Annotated in this window: 24 protein-coding genes; 8 read left to right on the forward strand and 16 right to left on the reverse strand. The window is 63.2% G+C overall.

Translation table 11 applies throughout. The annotated features are described in order from the left end of the window. The first annotated feature begins 8 nt into the window (after positions 1 to 8). Positions 9 to 971 carry a succinylglutamate desuccinylase gene (locus ACQ4MM_RS09855; RefSeq protein ID WP_431477203.1) on the forward strand — a complete coding sequence of 321 codons (963 nt, stop codon included), beginning with the start codon at positions 9 to 11 and terminating at the stop codon, positions 969 to 971. A 39-nt stretch (positions 972 to 1,010) separates the two neighbouring features. Continuing rightward, positions 1,011 to 1,799: a substrate-binding periplasmic protein gene (locus tag ACQ4MM_RS09860; RefSeq protein ID WP_431477204.1), complete on the forward strand. Its 789-nt coding sequence runs from the start codon at positions 1,011 to 1,013 to the stop codon at positions 1,797 to 1,799. Here ACQ4MM_RS09860 and sugE read toward each other — a convergent pair. Further along, a complete protein-coding gene (gene sugE / locus ACQ4MM_RS09865; RefSeq protein WP_431477205.1) occupies positions 1,796 to 2,116 on the reverse strand; it encodes a quaternary ammonium compound efflux SMR transporter SugE in 321 nt (106 codons plus the stop codon). The two genes, ACQ4MM_RS09860 and sugE, sit on opposite strands and share 4 nt — an antisense overlap. Positions 2,117 to 2,240: 124 nt before the next feature. Between sugE and ACQ4MM_RS09870 the strand changes: the two genes are divergently transcribed. The 3 genes from ACQ4MM_RS09870 to ACQ4MM_RS09880 all read left to right on the forward strand — a co-directional run bounded on the left by ACQ4MM_RS09870 (position 2,241) and on the right by ACQ4MM_RS09880 (position 4,041). Next, the gene (locus tag ACQ4MM_RS09870; protein ID WP_431477206.1) at positions 2,241 to 2,600 is read left to right on the forward strand and encodes a DUF1304 domain-containing protein; all 360 of its coding nucleotides are present in this window, start codon (positions 2,241 to 2,243) and stop codon (positions 2,598 to 2,600) included. 80 nt (positions 2,601 to 2,680) lie between these two features. Next, a complete protein-coding gene (locus ACQ4MM_RS09875) occupies positions 2,681 to 2,989 on the forward strand; it encodes an ArsR/SmtB family transcription factor (protein ID WP_431477207.1) in 309 nt (102 codons plus the stop codon). Further along, a complete protein-coding gene (locus ACQ4MM_RS09880) occupies positions 2,986 to 4,041 on the forward strand; it encodes an alkene reductase (protein ID WP_431477208.1) in 1,056 nt (351 codons plus the stop codon). Before ACQ4MM_RS09875 ends, ACQ4MM_RS09880 begins: the two co-directional genes overlap by 4 nt. A gap of 106 nt (positions 4,042 to 4,147) precedes the next feature. On the opposite strand, the gene ACQ4MM_RS09885 is transcribed toward ACQ4MM_RS09880, so the two are convergent. From ACQ4MM_RS09885 to ACQ4MM_RS09915, 7 genes are all read right to left on the reverse strand, one after another. Beyond that, on the reverse strand, positions 4,148 to 5,086 hold the full coding sequence (locus ACQ4MM_RS09885) for an MBL fold metallo-hydrolase (protein ID WP_431477209.1): 939 nt from the start codon (positions 5,084 to 5,086) through the stop codon (positions 4,148 to 4,150). 51 nt (positions 5,087 to 5,137) lie between these two features. Beyond that, on the reverse strand, positions 5,138 to 6,424 hold the full coding sequence (locus tag ACQ4MM_RS09890; RefSeq protein WP_431477210.1) for an acetate kinase: 1,287 nt from the start codon (positions 6,422 to 6,424) through the stop codon (positions 5,138 to 5,140). A gap of 10 nt (positions 6,425 to 6,434) precedes the next feature. Further along, on the reverse strand, positions 6,435 to 6,854 hold the full coding sequence (locus tag ACQ4MM_RS09895) for a hypothetical protein (RefSeq protein ID WP_431477211.1): 420 nt from the start codon (positions 6,852 to 6,854) through the stop codon (positions 6,435 to 6,437). A 12-nt stretch (positions 6,855 to 6,866) separates the two neighbouring features. Then, entirely contained in the window at positions 6,867 to 7,535 is a 669-nt protein-coding gene (locus ACQ4MM_RS09900; RefSeq protein WP_431477212.1) for a C39 family peptidase, read from the reverse strand. Next, positions 7,532 to 7,930, reverse strand: coding sequence for a hypothetical protein (locus ACQ4MM_RS09905; RefSeq protein ID WP_431477213.1), 399 nt, complete (start codon positions 7,928 to 7,930; stop codon positions 7,532 to 7,534). Before ACQ4MM_RS09905 ends, ACQ4MM_RS09900 begins: the two co-directional genes overlap by 4 nt. Before the next feature lie 34 nt (positions 7,931 to 7,964). Continuing rightward, positions 7,965 to 9,767, reverse strand: coding sequence for a hypothetical protein (locus ACQ4MM_RS09910; RefSeq protein ID WP_431477214.1), 1,803 nt, complete (start codon positions 9,765 to 9,767; stop codon positions 7,965 to 7,967). A gap of 257 nt (positions 9,768 to 10,024) precedes the next feature. Then, positions 10,025 to 11,368 carry a sigma 54-interacting transcriptional regulator gene (locus tag ACQ4MM_RS09915; protein ID WP_431477215.1) on the reverse strand — a complete coding sequence of 448 codons (1,344 nt, stop codon included), beginning with the start codon at positions 11,366 to 11,368 and terminating at the stop codon, positions 10,025 to 10,027. A gap of 108 nt (positions 11,369 to 11,476) precedes the next feature. On the opposite strand from ACQ4MM_RS09915, the gene ACQ4MM_RS09920 reads away from it, so the two are divergent. Continuing rightward, positions 11,477 to 12,079: a 1-acyl-sn-glycerol-3-phosphate acyltransferase gene (locus ACQ4MM_RS09920; protein WP_431477216.1), complete on the forward strand. Its 603-nt coding sequence runs from the start codon at positions 11,477 to 11,479 to the stop codon at positions 12,077 to 12,079. Here ACQ4MM_RS09920 and ureB read toward each other — a convergent pair. The 6 genes from ureB to ACQ4MM_RS09950 all read right to left on the reverse strand — a co-directional run bounded on the left by ureB (position 12,057) and on the right by ACQ4MM_RS09950 (position 19,161). Continuing rightward, positions 12,057 to 12,329, reverse strand: a complete 273-nt coding sequence (ureB, locus tag ACQ4MM_RS09925) for an urease subunit beta (protein ID WP_090442381.1) — start codon at positions 12,327 to 12,329, stop codon at positions 12,057 to 12,059. The two genes, ACQ4MM_RS09920 and ureB, sit on opposite strands and share 23 nt — an antisense overlap. Before the next feature lie 69 nt (positions 12,330 to 12,398). Continuing rightward, entirely contained in the window at positions 12,399 to 14,147 is a 1,749-nt protein-coding gene (locus ACQ4MM_RS09930; protein WP_431477217.1) for a DUF885 domain-containing protein, read from the reverse strand. A gap of 111 nt (positions 14,148 to 14,258) precedes the next feature. Next, positions 14,259 to 15,338 carry a hypothetical protein gene (locus tag ACQ4MM_RS09935; RefSeq protein WP_431477218.1) on the reverse strand — a complete coding sequence of 360 codons (1,080 nt, stop codon included), beginning with the start codon at positions 15,336 to 15,338 and terminating at the stop codon, positions 14,259 to 14,261. Between the two features lie 64 nt (positions 15,339 to 15,402). Next, positions 15,403 to 17,031: a SulP family inorganic anion transporter gene (locus ACQ4MM_RS09940; RefSeq protein WP_431477219.1), complete on the reverse strand. Its 1,629-nt coding sequence runs from the start codon at positions 17,029 to 17,031 to the stop codon at positions 15,403 to 15,405. After that, on the reverse strand, positions 17,031 to 17,600 hold the full coding sequence (locus tag ACQ4MM_RS09945) for a TetR/AcrR family transcriptional regulator (RefSeq protein ID WP_431477220.1): 570 nt from the start codon (positions 17,598 to 17,600) through the stop codon (positions 17,031 to 17,033). The genes ACQ4MM_RS09940 and ACQ4MM_RS09945 overlap by 1 nt, the downstream gene beginning before the upstream one ends. A 112-nt stretch (positions 17,601 to 17,712) precedes the next feature. Beyond that, a complete protein-coding gene (locus ACQ4MM_RS09950) occupies positions 17,713 to 19,161 on the reverse strand; it encodes a diguanylate cyclase (protein ID WP_431477221.1) in 1,449 nt (482 codons plus the stop codon). Between the two features lie 113 nt (positions 19,162 to 19,274). Here ACQ4MM_RS09950 and ACQ4MM_RS09955 point away from each other — a divergent pair, with 113 nt between their 5' ends. Both ACQ4MM_RS09955 and ACQ4MM_RS09960 read left to right on the forward strand, forming a co-directional pair. Beyond that, positions 19,275 to 20,258: an SDR family oxidoreductase gene (locus ACQ4MM_RS09955; protein ID WP_431477222.1), complete on the forward strand. Its 984-nt coding sequence runs from the start codon at positions 19,275 to 19,277 to the stop codon at positions 20,256 to 20,258. A 2-nt stretch (positions 20,259 to 20,260) separates the two neighbouring features. After that, a complete protein-coding gene (locus ACQ4MM_RS09960) occupies positions 20,261 to 21,265 on the forward strand; it encodes a Ku protein (protein ID WP_431477223.1) in 1,005 nt (334 codons plus the stop codon). Positions 21,266 to 21,435: 170 nt separating this feature from the next. On the opposite strand, the gene ligD is transcribed toward ACQ4MM_RS09960, so the two are convergent. Together ligD and ACQ4MM_RS09970 are read right to left on the reverse strand one after the other, a co-directional pair. Continuing rightward, positions 21,436 to 22,695, reverse strand: a complete 1,260-nt coding sequence (gene ligD, locus ACQ4MM_RS09965; protein ID WP_431477224.1) for a DNA ligase D — start codon at positions 22,693 to 22,695, stop codon at positions 21,436 to 21,438. An 87-nt stretch (positions 22,696 to 22,782) separates the two neighbouring features. Beyond that, positions 22,783 to 23,217, reverse strand: a complete 435-nt coding sequence (locus ACQ4MM_RS09970; RefSeq protein WP_431477225.1) for a hypothetical protein — start codon at positions 23,215 to 23,217, stop codon at positions 22,783 to 22,785. Positions 23,218 to 23,578: the final 361 nt, after the last annotated feature.

The following is a 23,578-nucleotide window of genomic DNA, read 5'->3' on the forward strand; positions in this document are numbered from 1 at the left end:
GGAACAGCATGACCGACGCCAGCAAAATGCATTTCAAATCTGTCAATTACACCGGCCAGGGCAAGGGCCGCCGCCTGATCGTCACCGGCGCCGTGCACGGCAACGAGACCTGCGGCACCAAAGGCATCCTGCGCGTCATGGAGCAGCTGGACAAGGGCGAACTGCATATCCTGAACGGCAGCGTGACCTTCGTCCCGATTACCAATCCGCTGGCCTACCAGAAAGGCCAGCGCTCCGGCGACCGTAACCTGAACCGCAACCTGTTCCCAAGCGAGAACCCGCAGGATTTCGAAGACCACATCGCCAACTGGCTGTGCCCCCTGCTCGGTCAACATGAAATCCTGCTGGACCTGCACTCCTTCAACGCCCAAAGCCAGCCATTCGTGATGGTCGGCCCGCGCAACAACGACGGCAGCCTGCAGCCGTTCAGGCACGAGGCGGAAGAACGCGCCATGGCCCGCATCCTCGGCGTCAAGCGTTTCGTCGACGGCTGGATGGCGACCTACGGCGCCGGCGTGCAACGCCGCCTGCGCAACGACAGCGAAGTACAGACCGTCCTGAAATATGGCGTCGGCACCACCGAATACATGCGCAGCACCGGCGGCATGGCCCTGACCCTGGAATGCGGCCAGCACTTTGACCCGCAGGCACCGGACGTAGCTTACCGCGCCATCATGAACGTCCTGGCCCACTTCGGCCTGATCGATGCGCCAAAGCCCGAGCCGATCGCACTGGAGGACATGGAATACCTGTCGATGGTCGAAGTGCACGACAAGCTCGATACTGCCGATGCCTTCAGCCGCACCTGGTCCAGCTTTGACCGACTGTCGGTTGGCGACGAAATCGGCCGCCGGGCCGATGGCAGCGCCGTGCTGGCGCCATTCGACGCTTATATGTTGTTCCCCGACGTCAATGCAAAGCCCAACGCCGAATGGTTCTATCTCGCAAAGGTGAGTGACTCTTTCGTCTGATAGCCATTAGTTTTAGAATCGCGGTAGGGGGTAAACATAATGAAAATATTCCCACTTACCGCGATGCTCGCGATCCTGTTTGCAGCCCTGCCCTTTGCGGCGGCCGCCAGCGACCTGGTATTGCGCGTCACCGGGCAGGAAAGCCTGCCGCCCAAATGGATCCAGCAGGAGGGCAGCCCCTCCACCGGCGTTTGTCCCGACATCCTTGCCGCTATCTCCCGCGTTGAACCGCGCATCCGCTTTACGGGGCAGGATGACATCCGCTCGGTGCTGGTGATCGAGCAGAACCTGCGCCTGGGCACGGCCGATATTGCCTGTGCCCTGGTCTCCACTCCTTTACGCCGCCATATCGCCATCGCGATTCCTCAGCCTTTATACATCTCGCGCCAGCGCCTGGCGGCGGCTGCCGACGATACGGCCGAAATCAATTCGCTGGACGACCTGGCGCGCCTCAAGCCGCTGGTCACGACCTCCCGCGGCGCAGCCTATATTGACCAGTTGCGTTCGCGCGGCATCACGGTCGACGACAGCACCGGCAGCAACGTGACCAACTTGCGCAAAATCGTGGCCGGCCACGTACGTTATTTCTACATGAACGAATTGACCCTGCACTGGCTGATCCGCGAGCAGAAACTGCAGGACAAAGTCAAGCTGATGCCAGCGATCCTGAAGGAGGACTCGATGTTCCTGTGGGTGAGCAAGAAGGCGCCGCCACAGGCAGCGCAGTTACTGGTCGCCGCAGTCAAGAAGCTCAGCGACAGCGGCGAGCTGGCGCGCATCCACGCGCGCTGGTCGGATGAATCGGGCGTCGGCCCGCGCAACAATTAATGCGGCGACAGCATCTTCAGGCCGGCGATACCCAGCACGATCATTGCGATACACACCAGCCGCGCCACGTTGGCCGGCTCATTCAGCATCATGATGCCCCAGATGACGGTGCCCACGGTACCGATGCCGGTCCAGATGGCGTAGGCAGTGCCCAGCGGCAGTGTGCGTAGCGCCAGCCCAAGCAGCACAACGCTGCCGGCCATGGCGGCCAAGGTCACCGCACTCGGCACCAGCCTGGTGAAACCTTCGGTGTATTTGAGTCCGACGGCCCAGACGACTTCCAGCAGGCCGGCAAGTAACAGGACGATCCAATGCATGATGCTCTCCCAAGTCACGACGGGGTCGTCCCCGCCTGGCTCCCAGGTCTTGCGGCGAGGTCGTCCCCGCGGGAGAAGGCCGACAGTATATCATTGGGGGTCCAAACTTTCAGGGAGCCCCACAATGCTGTTGTTCGCGCAGATCGCCGTCGCCATCGTCCTGCTGATCCACGTCTATATCGTGCTGCTGGAAACTGTCTTCTTCGACACCCGCGGCCGCCGCGTGTTCGGCCTGTCAGCGGAAAAGGCGGCCATCGTCAAGCCGGCCATGTCGAACCAGGGCTGCTACAACGGCTTCCTGGTGGCGGCGTTGGCTGTCGGGCTGCTGCATGGTGAACCTGCCGTGCGTTCCGCCTTCATCACGTATGGCTTGCTGTGCGTGGCCGTGGCGGGCATCTGGGGCGGCCTGACCGTCAGCAAACGCATCATCTTCGTGCAGACCGTGCCGGCTGTGCTGGCACTGGTTCTTTACCGGTTGGCATAAAATCAAGCCTTGAATTCCATCGCTATGCTCCGATATACGCATCGGTATTTTCCGATATACTTATCGCGAAACACCGAAATATGACCAACTCTATTGACATTGATGCAATCCACAAGGCCCTGGCCAATCCGGTCCGGCGCCAGATCCTGTCCTGGCTAAAAGAGCCGGACGCCTGGTTCAGCGAGCAGCTTGCGCCGCTGTCGCTGGGCGTCTGCGCGGGCATGATCGACAAGCAGGCCGGATTGTCGCAATCGACCGTCTCGGGCCACCTTGCCATCCTGCAGAAAGCGGGACTGGTGACGGTGCAGCGGGTCGGCCAGTGGAATTTCTTCAAACGCAATGAGGAGGTCATCCTGCAATTTATTGAGCATGAGAGGAATACCTTATGAGCACCCTGTTCGACCCCATCGCCATCGGCGCGCTGACCCTGAAAAACCGCGTCGTCATGGCGCCCCTCACCCGCTCGCGCGCGGTCGGTGGCAAGCGCGTGCCGAATGCCTTGATGGCCGAGTACTACGCGCAGCGCTCAACTGCCGGCCTGATCATCAGCGAAGCGACTTCCGTTACGCCGCAAGGCGTGGGCTATGAAAACACGCCCGGAATCTGGTCCGACGAACAAGTCGAAGGCTGGAAGCTGGTGACCGAAGCGGTGCATGCAAAAGGCGGCAAGATCGTGCTGCAGCTGTGGCACGTGGGCCGTATTTCCGACCCTAGCCTGCTGGATGGCCAGGCTCCGGTCGCGCCGAGCGCAATTGCAGCCAAAGGCAACGTGAGCCTGCTGCGTCCCGCACGTCCCTATTCCGTGCCGCGCGCACTGGATACCGCCGAAATCGCCGGCGTGGTCGAGGCTTACCGCAAAGGCGCCGAGAACGCGAAGAAAGCGGGCTTCGACGGCGTGGAAATCCACGGCGCCAACGGCTACCTGCTCGACCAGTTCCTGCAGGATTCGACCAACCAGCGCAGCGACCAATACGGCGGCAGCATCGAGAACCGCGCACGCCTGATGCTCGAGGTGACCGATGCCGTGATTGGCGTCTGGGGCGCCGACCGCGTCGGCATGCACCTGGCGCCGCGCCGCGATGCGCATGACATGGGCGATTCGACACCGGTCGAGACGTTCGGCTATGTCGCGAGCGAACTGGGCAAGCGTGGCATTGCGTTCATTGCGGCGCGCGAGGCGGTCGGCGATGATTCGCTGGGCCCGTTGTTGAAGCGGGAGTTTGGCGGGATTTATATCGCCAACGAGAAGTTCGATGTGGCCGGTGCGCAGGCTGCGCTGGCCGAAGGCCGTGCCGATGCGATTGCGTGGGGTAAGGACTTTATTGCAAATCCGGACCTGCCGCGTCGACTGCAGACCGGCGCGGAGCTGAATGCGCAGCGTCCGGAGCTGTTCTACGGGCCGGCGGCTGAGGGGTATACCGACTATCCTGCGCTGGCCTGAAACCGGTAAATCTGGGTCAGACCCAAGGGTCTGACCCGCCTCCATTTCGGTCTGAGGCTTCGGCACATCTGGGTCAGACCTTGGGTCCGACCCTGGTTTACCGGTTTTAACGGTTTACAGAGTAATTCACCGGGAAGAACTTATACCCCTTCCCCTCGGCGCGCAAATGCCCCACGCCCGGGAACGGCAAATGCGCCGCTCCCATCCAATATCCCTGCTTCGCCGCCTCGGCGAACGCCACCTTGCGCTGCGCCAGCGCAGCCTTCGAATCGCTGTCGAACTCAATCGTCACGCCCGGTTCAGGGAACTGCACCGCCGCGTTGTGCATCAAGTCGCCAATCAGCACCAGCTTCTGCCCCTTGCTCTCCACCACATAGGTGGTGTGGCCAGGCGTATGGCCATAGCTGGAAGTCGAGCGCACGCCCGGCACCAGTTCGGTATTGCCCTCAAACGGCTTCACCTTGCCGGCATAGCCCGACACCGCATTGATCGGCCCCTGGAAATTGCCCTTCGCCTCAGCGCTGGCCTTATCCAGGTTCGCCTTGCTCAGGAAATAATCCGCATCGTGCTTATCCATGCGCACCACGGCATTCGGGAACGCCGGCTTGTCCAGCACGCCCAGGCCGCCGACGTGGTCGCCATGCAGGTGGGTGATGTAGATCTCGTCGACCTGCTCCGGCTGGTAGCCGGCCGCTTTCAGGCTGGCCAGGAGATTGCCAAGGGTCGGGCCGAACAGTCCGCCGGCACCAGTATCGATCAGCACCAGCTTCGAGCCGGTATTCACCAGGAACGCGTTGACCGACGTTTCAACTGGCGACTTCAGGAAGTTATGCTCAAGCGTCTTGGTCGATTTCTCTGGCTTTTGATGCAGCAGCTTATCCATCGGCAGGTCAATCGTGCCGTCGCTCAGCACGGTCACTTCGAAGTCACCCACCGCCATGCGGTAGAAGCCAGGTGCCTGGGTCTTGGCCATCGGCGCGGCGGCGTGAGCGGCGCCTGCAATGGCGGCCAATGCGAACGGTACGGCGAGCTTTTTCAGGATCATTCGATCTCCTTCTTTTTAGTTGCCAAAACGCTAGATTAGCGTAAACGGCAACTACATGCTCGTCGGCACCCGTAGCATGATGGAGACATCCGGCGTGTCGCGCGTCAGCCCCGCTCCCACCGAAACATTGACCGTCCGTTTCGCATTCAGGCGATAGGAAAGGCCAACCAGCAAGGTGCCCAGTTGCGTACGTACCGAGCCTGGCCCCGGCACCCCGTTTTGCCGCGTGCGGGCAATCGAACTGTGGTCGTAGCCGAAGCTGATGGAAGCTTTTTCATTCAGTGCCAGGCCGACGCCAAAATTAAAGCCGATGACAGCGCCCGGCTTCACCGTGCCGAGCGGCTCGCGCTCGCCATCGAGCACCAGGCGGCTCAGGTTCTTGCGCTGGAAGTTGTACAGGTAGCTGACGCTGCCAAACAGCACGGCGGGATCGCTCGGGTAGAGCCAGGTCAGGCTGGGCTGCAATGCATAGAAGCCGGAACCGGTTGGCAATTCCAGCGGCAAGCCGGTGCCCGTCGCGTTCTCCCCGATGCAACGGCGCACGCAATCGGTTACGACATCGAATGGGTCGCGCCCGGTTCGGCTCTTGAAGCGCAAGCCGGCAATGTAATACGGCTTGTCGGCGCCGCCCTCGTTGAGCTGGTGGCGCAGTGAAAGCTCGATGTCGCCCATGGCGCGGCCGCTGACGTCGAACACCTTTTCCACAGCAGTGCCGGTAAACACTTCGCGGCTCACGGTGGAGTCGGAGCGGTAGATGTACGGCAGGCGCAATTCAAGTTCGGTGCGGTTGCTCAAGCCGTAACGGCCGCTCAGCGTGGCGGTGCTCGTATTGCGCTTCACTTCGCGCACGTCGATCAGGCCGATCAGCAAGGCGGGGATGATGGTGTAGCCAACCAGGGCAACACGGTTGCTGGACGAATAGCCGAACTGGAAGGCGGGTTCCAGCACCAGCTTGCCACGCGCTGTCAGCACACCGGGGCTTTCGAAGATCGGCGCCACCTCCGGCGGCTTGATATCGCGTTTCGGCGGCTGCCCGACCGCCAGTGCCGGCTGCGGTGCCCCACCCGGCGGCGGAACATTGGGCTGCGGCTGGCTTTGCGCTGTGCCTTCACCCGTGCCTGCACCCGCAGCGCCGGTGCCGCGCGAGGATGCCAGGCGCTCCTCCACCACCTGGCGCCGCAAATCCTCCAGCAAGGCGCGCTGCTCGGCCAGCGCTTTTTTCAACTCAGTCAGCTCGGCTGACAACTCTGCATTGCTGCGCTGCGCCGCCGGCACTTGCGCCAGCGCCGCCTCGCTCGCAAGGATCAGCATCCCGGCCGCGATTTTCTTTGAAAGCATCGCTCCCTCCCTAGCGGGGCACAATGACGTTCGATAATGCCTGGCGCAGGTTGCCTTCCAGGTTCATGCTTTTCAATGCCGACAGTGCGTTGACCGTGAAGTCGATCGTGGTCAGGCTGCGGATCAACTGCCCATTCGTATTGTTCTGCACCAGCATCGGCGCCAGCGCCGCGCCGGCCTCCGGCGAATTCGCCAGCCGCGCCACATCGGCCAGATCGACACGATTGCGCGCCACCACCACGCCGTTCACTTCGATCATGCGCTCCACACCCAGCGCCACCAGCAAGCCGCTGCCGTTCTCGAAACCACCACGGGCTTCTTCCAGCCTTGCATCCGGCGCCGGAGCCCAGCCGTCGGGTGGACCCTGCGCCATGGCAGGCAGTGCCAGCACCAGCCACAATCCCGCCGTCGTGCCGATTCCTCGCTTCATGCTGCCCTCCCCTCAAAAATCGCTGGTGCCCAGTTTCGGCACCGTCACGTCGCGCAGGCTGTCGCGCGAGATGCCTTCCGCCAGCAAGGCCTGCGGCGCCACCCGCCAGTCCGCCGTTTCATTGAAGCGCGCCTTGCCAGGCCGGCCGTGGATCACGAACAGCAGGCGGTTCTGCCAGATCGCCTCAAAGCCCTGGCGCGACAAGGCACGCGTACCGCCAGCCGGATCGCCCAGCAGCACCCGCTCGCCCTGCACCCCCTTGACCACGACAAAGTGCCGATAGCCGTTGTCGGCCACCAGCACGATCGCCGGCAAGCCCGCTTGCGCCAGCTTGTCCAGCGGTTGCTCGAAGCCGTCCGCCGTAAAACCGCGCGTGGCCAGGAAGCGCTTCATGTCCAGCAGCGAAAATCCTTCACTCCGGATGCGCGGCTGGTCGCCGCGGACAAACATGTCACGGAAGATCTCCTGCTCCGTGACCGGAAAATCGTAGTGATGGCTAAGCAAGGTCGCCAACGCCGCCGAGCCGCAACTAAAATCGTATTGCTGCCGCACAGTCGTGCGGAAGCGCGCCTCCTTCATGCTGGTCACCGGCAGCACAAAACTGGCGCCGCCGGCTGAAAAGTCGGCGGCCTGCGCGGCAAATGCCGGCAGCAATGCCAGAACGCTGATGAGGCCTCTCATTTGATCTGCACGTTGACGATGGTTGCGTTCTGGATCAGCACGTTGGCGCCCGAATTCTGGATCACCATCGGCAGGCCCGACGCGTTGCTGAACGCACCGTCAGTCACGATATTGGCGCCGGTCACGACATTGACCGCGCTGTTGTTGGCCACAGTGCCGGCCAGCTTCATATCGCTCCACGGCGCTTCGCTGCCGCCGCGCATCTGTTCCAGGCGCTCATCTTGCGCGGGGCGCTCTTTGCCGCTCACCGCCGGAAGCGCTTGCGGCGCGGGCCACGCTTCAGGCGGGGACGGGCCCGCCACTGCGGCCAGCGGGCCAAGCGGCAGCGCACCCACCCAAGGGGACGCTACCGCCAGGCCCGGCACCCATGCGGCGCACAGGGCCAGGACTAGCACTGGCCTGCCTAAGCTTTGCATGATGCCGCGCGGGCTATTTGCCCACGGCCAGGTTGGCCTGCACGTTCACGCTCTGCTGCACCAGCGAAGACATGCCGTTGTTCTGGCTGATCACCATGATGCCCGCAGCCGACTGGCCAACGCCGCTCATGGTGTTCGACATGTCGAAGGTGCCCGCCGTAACGCTATTGGTGCCGCCAGCGCCGCCGTTGCCGCCGGTGGCATTGCCGCCGGTCGCCGCGCCTGCGGTATTGGTGCCGCCGTCGCCGCCCGCACCAGCCACATTGCCGCCGCCGCCGGCACCGCCAGCGCCGCCGTCACCCGCCGTGGCACTGCCATTGGTGGCCGCACCGCCGGTGCCCGCCGCACCGCTGCCGCTGCCACCTGTCGCCGCACCGCCCGTGCCGCCGCCGGCCCCACCGCTCGAACCGGCCGTATTGCTGGCCAGCCCGCTGGAGCCGCCGTTGCCGCCATTGCCGCCGGCAGCACCTGCGCCACCGGTGCTGGTGCCGCTGCCGCCAGCCGCACCGCCGCCGCCTGCGCCGCCAGTCCCCGAGGCACCGGCGCCGCCATTCGCCGCAACGGCGCCACTGCCGCCGCCGGCCCCCGAACTGTTGGCCCCGCCAGCAGCGCCATTGCCGGCGGTATTGCTTGCCGCGGCACCACTGCCGCCAGCAGCGCCAGCACCGCCGCCGCCGCCCGCACCGCCAGTGCCGCCAGCACCACTGGTGCCGGCACCGGAAGTCGAAGCGTTGCCGGTATTGGCGGACTGTGCGTCAGCCGAACCGGAGGTGCCGCCTGTGCTGTTCTGGTCACCCATGCCAGGAATGGTCAGTGGCTCGGTGCCGCTGGTGCCATTCGAGGCGGTATTGCTCGCGCCCGCGCTGCCGCTGGAGGCGGCGCCACCCGCTGAGCTCTGCGAGGATGTCGCAGCGCCAGAGGCAACACTACCGGTGGCACCTGACATGCCGCCAGCGCCTGCCGCACCGCCTGACCCGCCCATAGCACCCGCGCCACCGGCAGCTGCACCGGTTGCTCCGCCATCGCCGCCGCGCGCGCCAGTTGCCGCGCCCGTGGCTCCGCCCGCACCGCTGCCGGCAGCACCGACCAGGCCGCCGGCTCCGCCGGCCGCCGCACCGCCTGCGCCACCAGAACCACCGGCACCACCCCCAACGATGCCGCCTGCACCACCGGCACCGCCTTCACCGCCACGCGCACCATCGCCGCCGCGACCGCTTGCCGCGCCGGCCGCCAGTCCCCCGGCACCCGTGGTGCCGCCTGTTCCTGCGCCGGCGGTTGCTCCGCCGCCGGAACCGCCGCCACCGCTGCCATTACCGCCAACAGCGCTGCCATTGAAGGCCACACCGCCGGTCGAACCTGCCGCACCGGCACCGCCGTTGGACATGCCGCCAGCACCACCAGTGCCGTTCGCATTGCCGCCCGCTGCGCCGCCTCCAGTCGCAGCAGCACCCGCACCGCCATTGGCATTGCCGCCATTGCTGGCGACATTGCCGATATTGTTGATGGTGTTATTGGTGACGGTACCGGTCAGGGTGCTGACCGCGGTAGCTGTCGAAGTATTGAAGGCATTGGCCATCGACGATGTCGCTGTCGCGCCGTTGTTGGCCGCGGCGGCCCCAATCGCAGCCGCATCAGCGGCGCCGCTACTGTTGTTGTTGGCATTTGCCTGGCTACTGTCGCTGGTCTGTGTGGCCGTGGAATTGTCGTTGGCCTGGGCCCCTGGCCCGGCCTGGCTCACGTTAGGCGGCGGAGTCTCCTGTGCAAATGCGCTACCCATCGCCAGTGCGATGGCTGCTGCAAGCAATGTTTTCTTCATCTCGTCCTCGCTAATGTCGATATATTTTCAAGCGCCCGCAACACTGGGGCTTGTACCGATATCGCAAGCTTGATGCCACCTACATTAAGCCGTTGAAATTGCTCGACTTTAATGCGGCGGCACAGCAAGTGGAGTGCATCAAGGAGGTCAGTGTGTCACGCCGCTGTGACACACTGGCAACCACAGCGTGCCTTCCACCATAGGAGAGAAGGGTCGTACGGCAATGTCACATTTTTGTGACGCGGCAGTTCGCGAGCTCAGTCTTCGCCACGGCGTGACGGCCGCTGGATGCCATGTTTCGCCATCAAGCGATACAAGGTCATGCGCGATACCCCCAGCTCGCGCGCCATCGCGGTAATGCTGTGGCCGGCATCGATGCGCCCTTGCAGAGCGATCCGCTCGGCACCGGCACGGGCAGTGTCGAGATCTTCCGCGGCAACGGCACTGCCCAAGCCATCCAGCTCCAGGTCGTGCGGCTGGATCAAGGCGCCATCGGCCATCACGGCAGCGCGCCGCACACGGTTCAGCAGCTCCCGCACATTGCCCGGCCAGTCGTGCGCCCGCAGCGCCCGCAAAGCACTGTTGCTGAAGCCGCGCACGTGCCGTGCACGTTCTGTCGCGTAACCATGGAACACCTCCTCCGCCAACGGCACCACGTCGTCGCGCCGTTCGCGCAAGGCAGGCACCTGCAAGGTCAGGACATTGAGCCGGTAGAACAAGTCTTCCCGGAAATGGCCGCGCTCGACCGCGTCGCCCAGTTTGACGTGCGAGGCCGCAATCACGCGCGCATCGACCGGCACGCTGCGGGTGCCACCCACGCGGTAGATGGTTTTCTCCTGCAGGAAGCGCAGCAGGTTGGCCTGCAGCTCCAGCGGCAGGTCACCGATCTCATCCAGGAAAATGGAACCGCCGCTGGCCGATTCGATCAGCCCGCATTTGCCCTGGCCGGCGCCAGTAAACGCGCCCTTCTCGTAGCCAAACAATTCCGACTGCACCAGCGAGGCCGGAATCGCCCCGCAATTGATGGGCACGAACGGCCCGCCGCTGCGTCCCGAATGTTCGTGTATCGCACGCGCCACAAGCTCTTTGCCGGTACCGCTTTCGCCCCAGATCAGCACTGGCGCGTCGGCGCCGGCGACTTTCAGTATCTGCTGGCGCAGCAGCGTAATAGCCGTGCTGCCTCCGGTCAGCCGCATCGACTGGCATTCTTCCGGCATATGGCCGAGCCCGACAAGCGCGGCCAGCCCAAGCGCATGCCCCAGCGTATGGCTGAGGCGTGGCGCATCCAGCGGCCAGGTATGGAAATCGACGCAATGGTCATGGACCAGTTGCCGGAAAGCCGACTCTTCCAACGCTTGCGGCAGGAATACAGCCACCCAGCGCGGCCGGCTGTGACGGCGCAGGAAATGGTCGAGTTCGGTGAGCGGGCCGGTCCAGCCATCCAGCACCAGCAAGCCCACCGGGAAGTGCTGTTCGCGCAAGGCCGCCGCTGCCTCGGCCAGACCGGCCACGTGGCAGACGTCGAAAGTTTTGTCGGCGGCAAGCAAAGCCGCCGGCAGCGCTGCCGTTGTCGCAGCGACGCACAAGACTTGCCTCGTCATAATTTCACCTTGCTGCCCCGGGGTCGGCGAGATAGAATACCGCCGCACAAATTTTCAGCACCAAGAGTTACAAATGCTCAATGGTAGCAATAAAACAATGGGGAAGGCATGGATCAATATAAGCTAGTGGCGGACAAACTGCCAACACTAAAGCAGCGCGTCGCCTTACGCCTGTTGCATGCATTCGGCTGGCAGATGAAGTTCAAGCCATTGCCGGAGCCACGCGGTATCGCTGTGGTCTACCCGCATACGTCGAACTGGGATTTCATCATCGGGCTGCTCGGCAAATGGGCGCTGAACCTGCCGTTCCGCTGGCTGGCCAAGGACAGCCTGTTCAAGATCCCGTTGCTGGGCCGCTGGTTCCTTTACCTCGGTGGCGCGCCGGTTGACCGCAGCGCGCCGCAAGGCCTGATCCAGGCCCAGGCCGATGCCATGATGAAGGAAGACTGGTACTGGGTCGGCATCACGCCGGAAGGCACGCGCGGCTACAAGCCTTATTGGAAGAGCGGCTTCTACCAGCTGGCATTGGCCGCCAAGGTGCCGCTGGTGCTGGTGTATATCGATTTCCCGAACAAGACCCTGGGCCTGATCGATCATGTGTGGATGACCGGCGACGAGGAACAAGACATGGCGGCCATTCGCGCCGGTTTCGAGGGCCACCTCGGCAAGCATCCCGAGCTGATGGCGCCTATCGTCTTGCGCCAGCACTGAAGCCAGCGACCTCCGCATCCCCCTCAAGGCGCACCAGCGTGATGGACTGCGCCTTGCCCGGCTCGAAACGCAGCGCCGTTCCAGGCGCGATATCGAGCCGCATGCCATACGCCTTCCAGCGCTCGAACTGCAGCGCCGAATCGACTTCGAAAAAGTGGAAATGGGAGCCGACCTGGATAGGACGGTTCCCCTGGTTTGTCACAGTCAGTGTAGTGCGATCAGTCATATGACCTATATCTGCAAGACTCATGCCAGTAATTTCAAGTGATTCTCTCACTTTTTTTGCACCAGCATAAGGCGATGCACCACACCGGTGCGCTTATTCCTTCGGATACGGGCTCTTGCCGCCGCCGGCGATGAATTCGTCGATGCGCGCCTGCAGTACCGGCAGCGGTACCGAACCCAGTTCCAGGATGGTGTCGTGGAAGGCGCGGATATCGAACTTGCCGCCCAAGGCCTGCTCCGCCTTCTTGCGCGCCTCGAAGATCGCCATCTCGCCCAGGTAGTAGGACAGCGCCTGGCCCGGCCACGAAATATAGCGGTCGACCTCCGTCATCACCTCATGCGAGGACAGCGCCGTATTCTCCATCAGGTACTTCTGCGCCTGTTCGCGGGTCCAGCCTTTGGCGTGCACGCCGGTGTCCACCACCAGGCGCGAGGCGCGCCAGGCCTGGTAGCTCAGCATCCCGAACACTTCATACGGGGTCTCGTAAATGCCCATCTCGGTGCCCAGGCGCTCGGAGTACAGTGCCCAGCCTTCGCCGTAAGCGGAGATATAGGCATTGCGGAATGCCGGACGGCCCTTCTGTTCCAGTGCGACCGGCATCTGGAAAGCGTGGCCCGGCGCCGATTCATGTAGGGTCAGCGCAGGCAGCGAGTACAGCGGACGGGCCGGCAGGTTATAGGTGTTGACCCAGTAACCGCCAGGGCCGCCGCGGCCGGACGTGTAGAACGGCGCGATCTCCGGCGCCACCGGGATGATGGCGAAGCGGCTGCGCGGCAGGCGGCCGAAGTAGTCGGCCACCTTGCCATCGAACTTCTTGGCGATCCACGCCGCGCGCATCAGCAGTTCTTCCGGCGTCTTGGCGTAGAACTGCGGGTCGGTGCGCAGGAATTGCAGGAAGGCCGGCAGGTCGCCCTTGAAGCCAACCTGCTTCATCACTTCGTGCATCTCGGCGCGGATCTTGGCCATCTCGTCCAGGCCGATCTGGTGGATCTGCTCGGCGCTCAGCGTGGTGGTCGTGAATTCAACGATCTTCGACTGGTAATACGCTTTGCCGTCCGGGTAGCTTTCGGCGGCCAGCGTCTCCTTCGCTTGCGGCACGTATTCCTCGCGCATGAACTTCAGCAGTCCGGCATGGGCCGGAATCACCTTTTCGCGGATCGCCTTCAAGCCCTCGGCTTTCAGCGCCTCCTGCTCGGCGGCCGGGATCACGTTCGGCATTTCCTTGAACGGCTTGAAGAACACCACGTCTTCCGGCTTGGCCTCAGTGACCGAGGTGATCGACTTGTCGCGGCCTTCCAGCGTGATCTTCGGCGGCGTGAAGCCGCGCGCCAGGCCGGCGCGCATATTCGTGATCTCTTCGCTGAAGTAGCGCGGCACATCGTTCAATTGCGCCACGTAATTGCGGTAGTCTTCGGCAGTGCGGAAGGATTTGCGCGCTTCGCCGGCCAGGTTGCCCCAGAACGAAGAGTCGGCGTTCAGCGGCTTTTCGTATTCGCGGAAGCGCTGGTTATCCAGCAGCGCGGCGACCTGCGCGCGGTACACCTGGTAGTTGATGCGCTCCTTGTTCGAAAGCTGTTCAGGCTTGATGCTTTCGAGTTGGCGCAGCGTTTCTTCCCATTTCTTCTGGCGCTCCAATTGCACCGCCAGGCTGACGTTTGGCAGGCGGCTCTCGACGCCGCGCACATCGTCTTCATCGTCCTCCAAGCGCTGCTGCAGGCGCCACTTCCACTCCGCCTTGTGGATGGCGGTAAAACGGGCATCGGCACTACCGGGTTTGGCTGCTGCAAAGGATGGAGAACTGAAGGCTGCTGCGATGGCGAGTGCTGCGACAATCTGTTTCATGGTGCTCCCGAAGCTCAGGTTGGTAACGGTTCCGGGAGTGTACCTTACGGCCAAAGGCCCGGCGCCGTCAATGCCGCGATTGTGCAGAAACGTATCAAGCTGCGCGGGGATTCAACCGAAGCGGCGCCGCCGTACCAGCATGGCTGCCAGCAGCCCGGCCAGCAGCACGATCGCGCTGGCGGCGCCAAGCACTGCGCCGCGGTAGGCTTGCCACAGCGACGGCGGCTTGAACAGGATAGTCGCGCCTTGCAACGGCGAGGGGTCGATATTCCAGCGTTCGAGCTGGCGCCAGTCGTACAGGCTTTGCACCGGCCCCACCGGCACCCTGGTCACGGCGCCATTTGCGCCCTGCCGCCCGCCGATGACAGCCAGCACGCTTTGCGCCAGCTCGCGGCCGGACTGCCGCAGGTTGCGCACCGCGCCACCCACAGCCCCTTCGCCCACGATGCTGTCGAACAGCGAGAACACCGGCACATTTGCGGCTCGCATGGTGTCGCGCGCGGCGTCGATGGTGGGCAGCGAATAGCCGTCACGGTCGCGGTTGAACATGCCTGTCACGACCACGGTATCCGGCGTCAGGTTGCCGATGTAGCGCATCTGCTCGGCCCAGCTCATGTTCTGCAGGAATTCGACCTGCAGTTGGCGCAGCCATGGCGCCAGGTCGACCTCCGCCTGGCGCTGGAACGCCCGGTCCGCCTCACCGACACCGCCTGGAATCACCACGCGCCGCGTGCGCGGCATGAGCTGCATGACCTCTTTCACGGTAGCCCCCAGGTCCGGCACGATCGTGTACAGGAAGATCGGACGCCGGCTGCCGGCCAGTTGCAATGTCGACGGTTCGCTGTCGGTCAGCAGGGGCGCTTCGGGCGCGATGTCGCCCAGTTCGCGCAAAGCGAAATTCAGGGCCGGCTGCTGCAGCGCCACCAGCATGTCGATGCGCCCGCCGCCATGCTGCGCCAGCAGCAAGGCACGGCGTGCCGGCGCCACGATTTCCGCATTGGGCTGCTCCTGGTTCAGGAATTCGACATGAATATGATCGAGCGGGATGCCGCTTTCGCGCAGGCGCTGTACGAAAGCATCGGTGACACGGTCGATGCCGGGCCGCCCGGGGCTGTATGAATTGAGCAACAGGACGTGGGCACTTGCCGTGCCTGCGCCGTGCGCAGCCAGCGCCCAAACGGCGAGTAGCAAGCCGGCCCAGAATCGTTTGAAGGATATGCCGCCCATGTAGCAGCGATCATACCCAATCCAGCGACTAGCGCAACTTTTTGTCGGCGATGTCGATACTGAGGAAAACTTCGCCGTTCAGCGTTTGCAGCAGGTCGGACTGACGCAGGCGGTCCATCACCGGCCCCTTGACCTCGGCCAGGTGCAAGCCGATGCCGCGACGCGCCAGGTTTGCGTTCAATTCGGACAGCGCGAACAGCGCCGAAGTATCGATCGAACTGACTGCCGTCATCACCAGCACCAGGTTGCGCGCCGTCGGGTGGCTGCGCAGTTCATCCTCGATGCGCTCCTGCACCGCTTCCACGTTACCGAAGAACAGGTTGGCATCGATGCGCAGCGCCAGCAACTCGGGCCTGGTTTCGGCCGGATAGCGTTCGATATTGCGGAAATGCTCGCTGCCCGCAATGCGGCCCAGCACCGCGATATGGGGCCGGCTGGCGCGCCAGATCAAGGTGCCCATCGACAGCGCCACGCCGACCAGCACGCCTGCTTCCACGCCCAGCGCCACCACGCCGGCAGCGCTGGCAAACCAGGCCAGTGCATCGCCGCGGTCATAGCGCCATGCGGTACGCAAAGTGCCCAGCTCCAGCATGCCGAGCACGGCGACGATGATGGTCGCAGCCAGCACCGGCATCGGCAGCAGCGCCAGCCAGCCGGTCGGTGCCACCAGCGCCAAGGCCAGCAAAGCGGCAGTAAAAATGCTGGCCAAAGGCGTCTGCGCACCGGCCGCGAAATTCACCGCGGAGCGCGACATGCTGCCGGTAACCGGGAAAGCTCCGGATACCATGGCGGCCACATTGGCCGCTCCCAGGCCCACCAATTCGTGGTTGCTGACCAGCTTTTCGTTGCGTTTCAACGCCAACGACTGCGCTGCCGACATGCTCATGATAAAGATGACGAAACCGACCAGCAGGCCAGGTTGCACCAGTTGCTGCCAGTGCGCCGGCGACATCGCCAGGTTCAATTGCGGCAGGCCGCTCGGCACCTGACCGGTGGTTTTCACCCCCATCGCTTCCAGCCCCAGCACCTGTACCAGAAGCAGGCCAAGCATCACGACCAGCATCGGCGCCAGGCGCGTCGCCATGTCGGCGCCTGCCGGCTTCATGCCAAGGGCGCGCAGCATGGGCGCAAGGTGGCTGCGCGACAGCACCAGCAACAGCACGGAACCCAGCCCCAGGGCGGCACTCGGGCCATGCCAATGCGGCAGCCCGGCGCCCAGCAAAGGTTTGAGCTGGCCCCACGCGATCACCAGGGCGGAACCGACGGTAAAGCCGCTCATCACGGGACGCGAGAAGAAGTTGGCGAGGAACCCAAGCCGCAGCAGGCCGCACAGCAGCAGCACTGCCCCCGACACCAGCGCCAGTTGCGCCGCCAGCACCGAATACAGGCCGGAACCGGCGCCCGCCATAGGACCGATGATGGCAGCCGTCATCAACGACACAATCGCCATCGGGCCCACCGACTGCGTCATGCTGGTGCCGAAGATCGCATACATCATGGGAGGCAGGATGCTGGCGTAAATGCCCGTCACCGGCGGCAAGCCCGCAACAAGTGCATAAGCCATGCCTTGCGGGATCATCATCATCGCCACCACGATACCCGCACTGATATCTCCCGGCAGCATCGCGCGCCGGTAGTTTCGAAGCCAGGCCAGCATCAGCGTTCCTGTTCCAGCGACGACAGCACCGCTGCCAGGATTTCGTCGGACTGCTTTTTATCGGCCACCGAGCGAGCCAGCACCAGCCCGCCGACCATGGCGGCATAAGTGGCGATAGCATCGCGCCTTGCCTGCCCAGATTCGCCGGGCAGCGCCTGCGCCAGCGCCTCGAGCTGCGCCTTGAAGCTGTCGTCCATCGCTTGCCGCACTTCCGGTCCGACACGCGACACATCAGGGCCAAGCGACGCCAGCGCACAACCCCTGCCCGGGTTGTCGCGGTGTTTGGCAGTCAGGTACATATGGGCCAGTGCGGAGCGCGGATTGGCCGGCTGCTCGGACAGCAGCTCGCGCCAGCGCTTGGCGGAATTTTCCATCGCCTTGCCGAAAGCTTCGGCCAGCAAGTCTTCCTTGGAGGCGAAATGGCCGTAAAAGCCGCCGTGCGTCAGGCCGGCGCTTTTCATCAGGTCGGCCACGCCGATGCCGTCATAGCCCTTTTCGCGGAATAGCCGCGATGCCGTTTCAACAATGCGTTCGCGGTTCTGGGCCGCTTGCTCCCTGCTAACACGCATGATCTTCTCCTTGATTATTTTTATTATGGATGTAATATATCACACGCGGATGACGATCGTCATCTATTTATCGTGCTTTGCGGCGGCTTGCGAGGGTGAGCCGCCGTCTTTTTCAGCGCGCCATGGCCAGTTCGACGCAGTTGCGCCCTGCCCGCTTTGCCCGGTGCAGCGCAGCCTCCAGCCGCGTGACCAGTTCGGTGGCGCCCTCGTCGGGGGCGAGTTGGGCCACGCTGAAGCTGGCCGTCACAGTGTCGCCACCCGGCAGTTCGGTGGCAGCAATTGTCTCACGCAGTTCTTCGGCCAGCTTGAAGGCATCGATCGCTACGGTATGCGTGGCGATGACCATGAATTGTTCGCCACGCATGCGCGCCATGGTGTCCGAACTGCGCAGGCGCGATTGAATCATCGCGGCCAATACCGACAAGGCGCGGTCGCCCGTGGTATAGCCATGCAACTCGTTGACGGTGCGGAAGCTGTCGAGGTCGAAGGCAATCACCGCCAATGGCAGGCCGTAGCGGCGCGCGCGCCGGATTTCGCTATCCAGCACGTGCTCGCCCTGGCGCCGGTTGGACACGCCGGTCAAGCCGTCAAATGGCGTAATCTGCGTGATCTCCAGCCCCAGTGCATTATTCTGGTGGCGCAGGTCGCTCATCACCATGCCAAAGCTGATCAGTTGTGCGGCAGAGCCGAAACAACTGAAATGTTCACGGCTCATGATCACGGGCCGGTCGAACAGCATGCTGACAGCGCCCAGCAGCGGCCCACCGGGCTCACCGCGCAACGGGAAAGCCAGCAGCATGTGCACCCCCTGCTCTTCCAGCATTTCCGTCAGCTCCGGATCGCCGGCTTTGGTTGGCGCATCGAGCAGCACCAGTTCCCCGCGCCGCACGGGCGCTTCCAGCAATTCTTCCCGCCCGCCCAGCACTTCCTTGATGTCGAGATCAATACGGCCATCCTGTGCCACCAGCCGCAACGCGCCCTCATCGACAGCCTGGAACAAAGCAGCGTGGCAAATGCCGGGATAGCTGCACAGTGCATTGCAGATGCGGGAGCCCATCCGTTCGATTTCTTCCGAACCGTAGAGTGCACGTTGCAAGCTGCGTTGGATCGACAGCAGGTCGTTCAGGTCCGCTTCCAGGTCCAGCAAGTGCTGCTGGGCCGAAGCCTTGGTATTGGCGACCGGTGCCAGCAGCGCTGTCACCGCTTCACACACGGCTTTCGGTGTGATCGGCGTGATGCGGTAAGCCAGCGGACCCTGCGCCATCAGTTCGGCCATGGTCGAGGTACGGGTAACCGGGCACAACACCAGAACCGGCGCTCCGGCGCGGCTCCGCACCAGTGCCGCCAGCTCATTGCCGGCCGTCGTATCCGGGCCATCGAGATCGATAACGAGCAGGGAGATCTTATTATGCGCCATCGCATAACGTGCGCTGGCAATGCTGTCCGCGGTCAGCAAACGATCGAACGATTCGGCGCAGGCGGCCACAAACTCCTGGCTTCGCACGGGATCGGGATGGAAGAAAAGGCCGGTGTGATGTCGACGGCCAGCAGCATTAGCCATAAGGCCTAGTTTGCCACAAGTTCACTCCAGACAACATCCCTATTATGTGAGGGAGCGCACGGTTAGCAACGTTGCTCGGGCGAATACTGAACTTCCGAGCACAGGAGGAAGCCATGTCGAATTCGCAGCAAAAGACTGGTGCGGGCAGCGAACAGCGCACCGTCCAGCAAGAACAGGACCAGCGCGACGCGGCCAGGCCTAAGGCTGAGGAAAATAAACAGCCAGCACAGACCGGGACACACGATTTCCCGGCGCCGCCGCTACCTGAACAGCACCTGGAAAAACCCGGCCTGGAACACCAGATGCGATTGAAGCCCCAATTCATGGCGCCCGACTATTGCGGCAGCGGCAAGCTCGCCGGCATGGCGGCCGTGATTACCGGCGGCGATTCCGGCATCGGCCGCGCGGTAGCTGTGCTGTATGCGCGCGAAGGCGCCGACGTTGCACTGATCTATCTCGCCGATGAGCAGGAAGACGCTGTCGAGACCAAGAAATACATCGAGGCCGAAGGCCAGCACTGCATCCTGATTCCAGGCGATGTACGCGAACCTGCATTCTGCCGCCAAGCCATCGATGAGGTGATGCGTGCTTTCGGCAAGGTCGACATCCTGGTCAACAACGCCGCCTTCCAGGAGCACGCCGGCTCGCTGGAGGAGCTATCGGAGGAACGCTTCGACCTGACCATGAAGACCAATATCTACGGTTACTTCCACATGGCCAAGGCGGCGTTGCCGCATATGAAACGCGGCAGCTCGATCCTGAATACCGGCTCGGTGGTGGGTTTGCGCGGCTCGAAAAAACTGCTGGATTACTCGACTACCAAGGGCGCCATTCATGCGTTCACGATGTCGCTGGCGTCCAACCTGCTTGAGAAAGGCATCCGCGTCAACGCTGTGGCCCCTGGCCCGGTGTGGACGCCCCTGAACCCGGCCGACCAGCCACCTGAAAAAATCAAGGAATTCGGTTCGCAGACCGATATGCACCGGCCAGCGCAACCGGAAGAGATTTCGCCGGCCTTCGTATTCCTCGCGGCACCCTCATGCGCCAGCTATATCACCGGCATCGTGTTGCCGATTACCGGCAGCGTTGGAGAATAAACATGGCACGAGCACTCTGGAAAGGCGCAATCAGCTTCGGCCTGGTGCACATCCCGGTGGAACTGCACAAGGCGGTGGAATCGCACGACCTGGACCTGACCATGCTGGACAAGCGGGACTTTTCGCCGATCGGCTTCAAGCGCTATAACAAAGGCAGCGGCAAGGAAGTCACCTGGGACAACATCGTCAAAGGCTACGAATACTCGGATGGCGAGTACGTGGTGTTGAGCGACGAGGACTTGCGGCTGGCGAACCCGAAAGCGACGCAGACCATTGACATCATGGCCTTCGTCGATGCGGACTCAGTGCCGCTGACGTTCTATGAAACGCCCTACTACCTCTCGCCAGGACGCGGCGGCGACAAGGTCTACGCGCTGCTGCGCGAAACCCTGCACAAGGCCGGCCGGATCGCGATTGCGACGGTGGTGATCCGCACCCGGCAGCATTTGTGCGCTCTCGTTTCCGTTGGCGACGGCATCATCATGAATACGCTGCGGTATGCGACCGAGATCCGCAATCCGGAAGACCTGAAATTGCCGGGCGACTCCGGCCTGACCGACAAGGAGCTGAAAATGGCCCTGTCGCTGGTCGAAGACATGAGCGAGAAATGGAATCCCAAGGAATACCACGACACCTATCGCGAAGACGTGCTCAAATTGGTCGAGAAAAAGGTAAAGGCTGGCCACACCCACACGATCACCGAGCCTTCCAACGAATCGCCGGTACCGAAGGCCAGCAATGTGGTGGATCTGGTGGCACTGCTCAAACAAAGCCTTGGTGGCAAGGGCAAGGCCGCAGCAGCCGCTGCCGACGAACCGGTCGAAGAACAGGAAGAAGCACCACGCGCGCCGCGCGCCCGTCGCAGCACCGGCTCTGGCGCTGCCGCCAGCAAAACTGGCACTACCTCGTCGCGCTCAACCAAATCGGCCGCCAAGCCCGCAGCCAAGCGCACCAGCGCAGCCAAATCCACCTCGAAATCCACCAGTCCGCGCCGCAAAGCCGCCTGAGGCACGTCCGTAAGTCAGCGGCCAACGAATATCAGGGTCAGACCCTTGGGTCTGACCCTGGTTTACCGGTTTTCCATGCACTCGCGCCGCCCGCGACTTTAGCCCGATACTCGATCAACCAAGAGAACCGGTAAACCTGGGTCAGACCCGACCTCGCCTGCCCCGTGCCTTTAGCCGGTCGCGCCGATCGCCTTCATTGCCGGCGCCAGGCCGACTGCGGCCTTCGCATAACCTGCCCAGGGCGAATTACCGACATCCAGCCGCGTGTGGGCCGTGGCAACTGTCCAATGATCCCCACCCCGCAAGCTGGCCAGCTCGTCCCAGCCGACAGGCACCGAAATCCCAAGCCCCGGCCGCGCACGGGCCGACCACGCAGCCACCGTCGTTGCGCCGCGCCCATTGCGCAGGTAATCGATGAAGATCTTGCCGACCCGATTCTTCGGACCACTCTTGACGGCAAACCTGTCCGGCAGCGTCATCGCCATATGCTCGACAACCTGCTTGCTGAACGCCTTCACCGTATCCCAATCGTAGTACGGCTTGATAGGCACCACCACGTGCAGCCCCTTGCCGCCGCTGGTCTTGAGAAAGCTCGGCAAGCCAAGTTCTTCGAGGAAGGCATGCACCAGCTGCGCCGCCTCCTGGATCTGCGCCCATTCAACGCCGCTGCCCGGGTCAAGGTCGAACAGAATGCGGTTCGGCTTTTCGTAAGTGCGGCCAAAAGCATTCTGCGTGTGGAATTCAATCACATTGAACTGCGCCGCAGACAGCAAGGCTTGCGTCGTACCCGCTTCCAGCATCGGCGGATGATCGGGGTCCAGCTCGCGCGGGAATTCCTTCAGGCCGCGCAGTTTGCTCACATCGGCGTGCTTCTGGAAGAATGCTTCGGAACCGACGCCGTCCGGCGCGCGCAAGAGCGCGATCGGACGGCCTTTCGTGTGCTCCAGCATCAAGTCCGCCACCAGGGCGTAGTAACGCACCACATCAATCTTTTTGATTCCGCTGGCCGAGTCGACCAGGCGGTCCGGATTAGTCACTTTGAGCGATGCGGGCAGTTTGCTGTGCACGGTTTCTTCCTCCACATGGGCAGCAACTTCGCGGCTGATTTCACGGGCCTTTTTGTCCTTGCGCAGCCCCTGGAACACGGCATGCCGCACTGAACCGCCGCGCGTCCACTCGCCGAAGCTGACTTCAGCCACCAGTTGCGGCTTGACCCAGTGGGCTTTGCGGGCGATGGCTTTGCTGGTGGCGAAAGGGCTCTCTTCTGCCTTCAATCGCATCAGTTTCTCTGCGAGGTCGCGCAAGGTCTTGTCGTTGAAACCAGTGCCGACATTGCCGGCGTAATGCAATTCGCCATCCTTTCCGTAAGTACCAAGCAGCAGCGAGCCGATGCCGGTGCGGCTGCTCTTGCGGATCGGTGTAGCCGCCAATTACAAACTCCTGGCGCTGGACGCATTTGAGTTTAATCCAGTCGCGCGAACGGCGCTCCGTGTAGGTCGAATCGCGGCGCTTGCCGATCACACCTCTCGAGGCCCCATCTTGCAGGCTGCAGCCAGCATTTCGTCGGGAGAAGCCCGCAGTACGGCACTGAGGCGGATGGTGTCGCCTTTAATCTTGGCCATTGCAGCCTCCAGCCTGACCCGGCGCTCTTCGAGCGGCAGGCCACGCAAGTCTTCGCCGCCCAGGTAAGGAGAATCAAACAGGAAGTAGACGATGTCTTTCGTGCGCTCGCCGTCGAAAGCCTGCTGCAACAGGCCAAAATCCGGCCGGCCCTCTTCGTTGTGGACCACGATTTCACCGTCATACCAACCGTCGGGAAGCTTGGCCTTGGCCAGCGCCGCGCGCAACGGTTCCAGCTTATGCGTCCAGTCGTTGCGGTTGCGGGTGTGCAGCGTGACTATCGCCGCCTTCGATCCGTGCCAGCAGGCGATAACCGTCGTACTTGACCTCAAACAGCCAGTCTTCCGGCGTCGATGGCGGGCCGTCGACCAACGTTGCCAGTTCCGGTTCCAACTCGGCGGGGCAGGCGTTTGATGCGTGGCGCCGCCGGTCGTTCGGGTGCTTCCGTCGCGGCGACCGCGCCAAGCGCTTTGACGCTGTCCGGCATCTCATCGACCACGCTGAATTCAGCGGCAGGGCGAACGTATTCGTCCCTCTCCCTTAATCAGCAGCCAGGGCTCCTTATTCTCGCCCTTGCCCCGCATGCGCACCAGCGCCCAGCGGCCCATGCATCTTGTGGCCGTGCAGGTTAAATACGAGTTTGCCCGCGCGGTAGCCTTTGTCCGGGTCCTCTACCGGCTCCCAAGTGCCGCG

Source organism: Massilia eburnea, from assembly GCF_050709955.1.
Lineage (GTDB): Bacteria > Pseudomonadota > Gammaproteobacteria > Burkholderiales > Burkholderiaceae_D > Rugamonas > Rugamonas eburnea_A.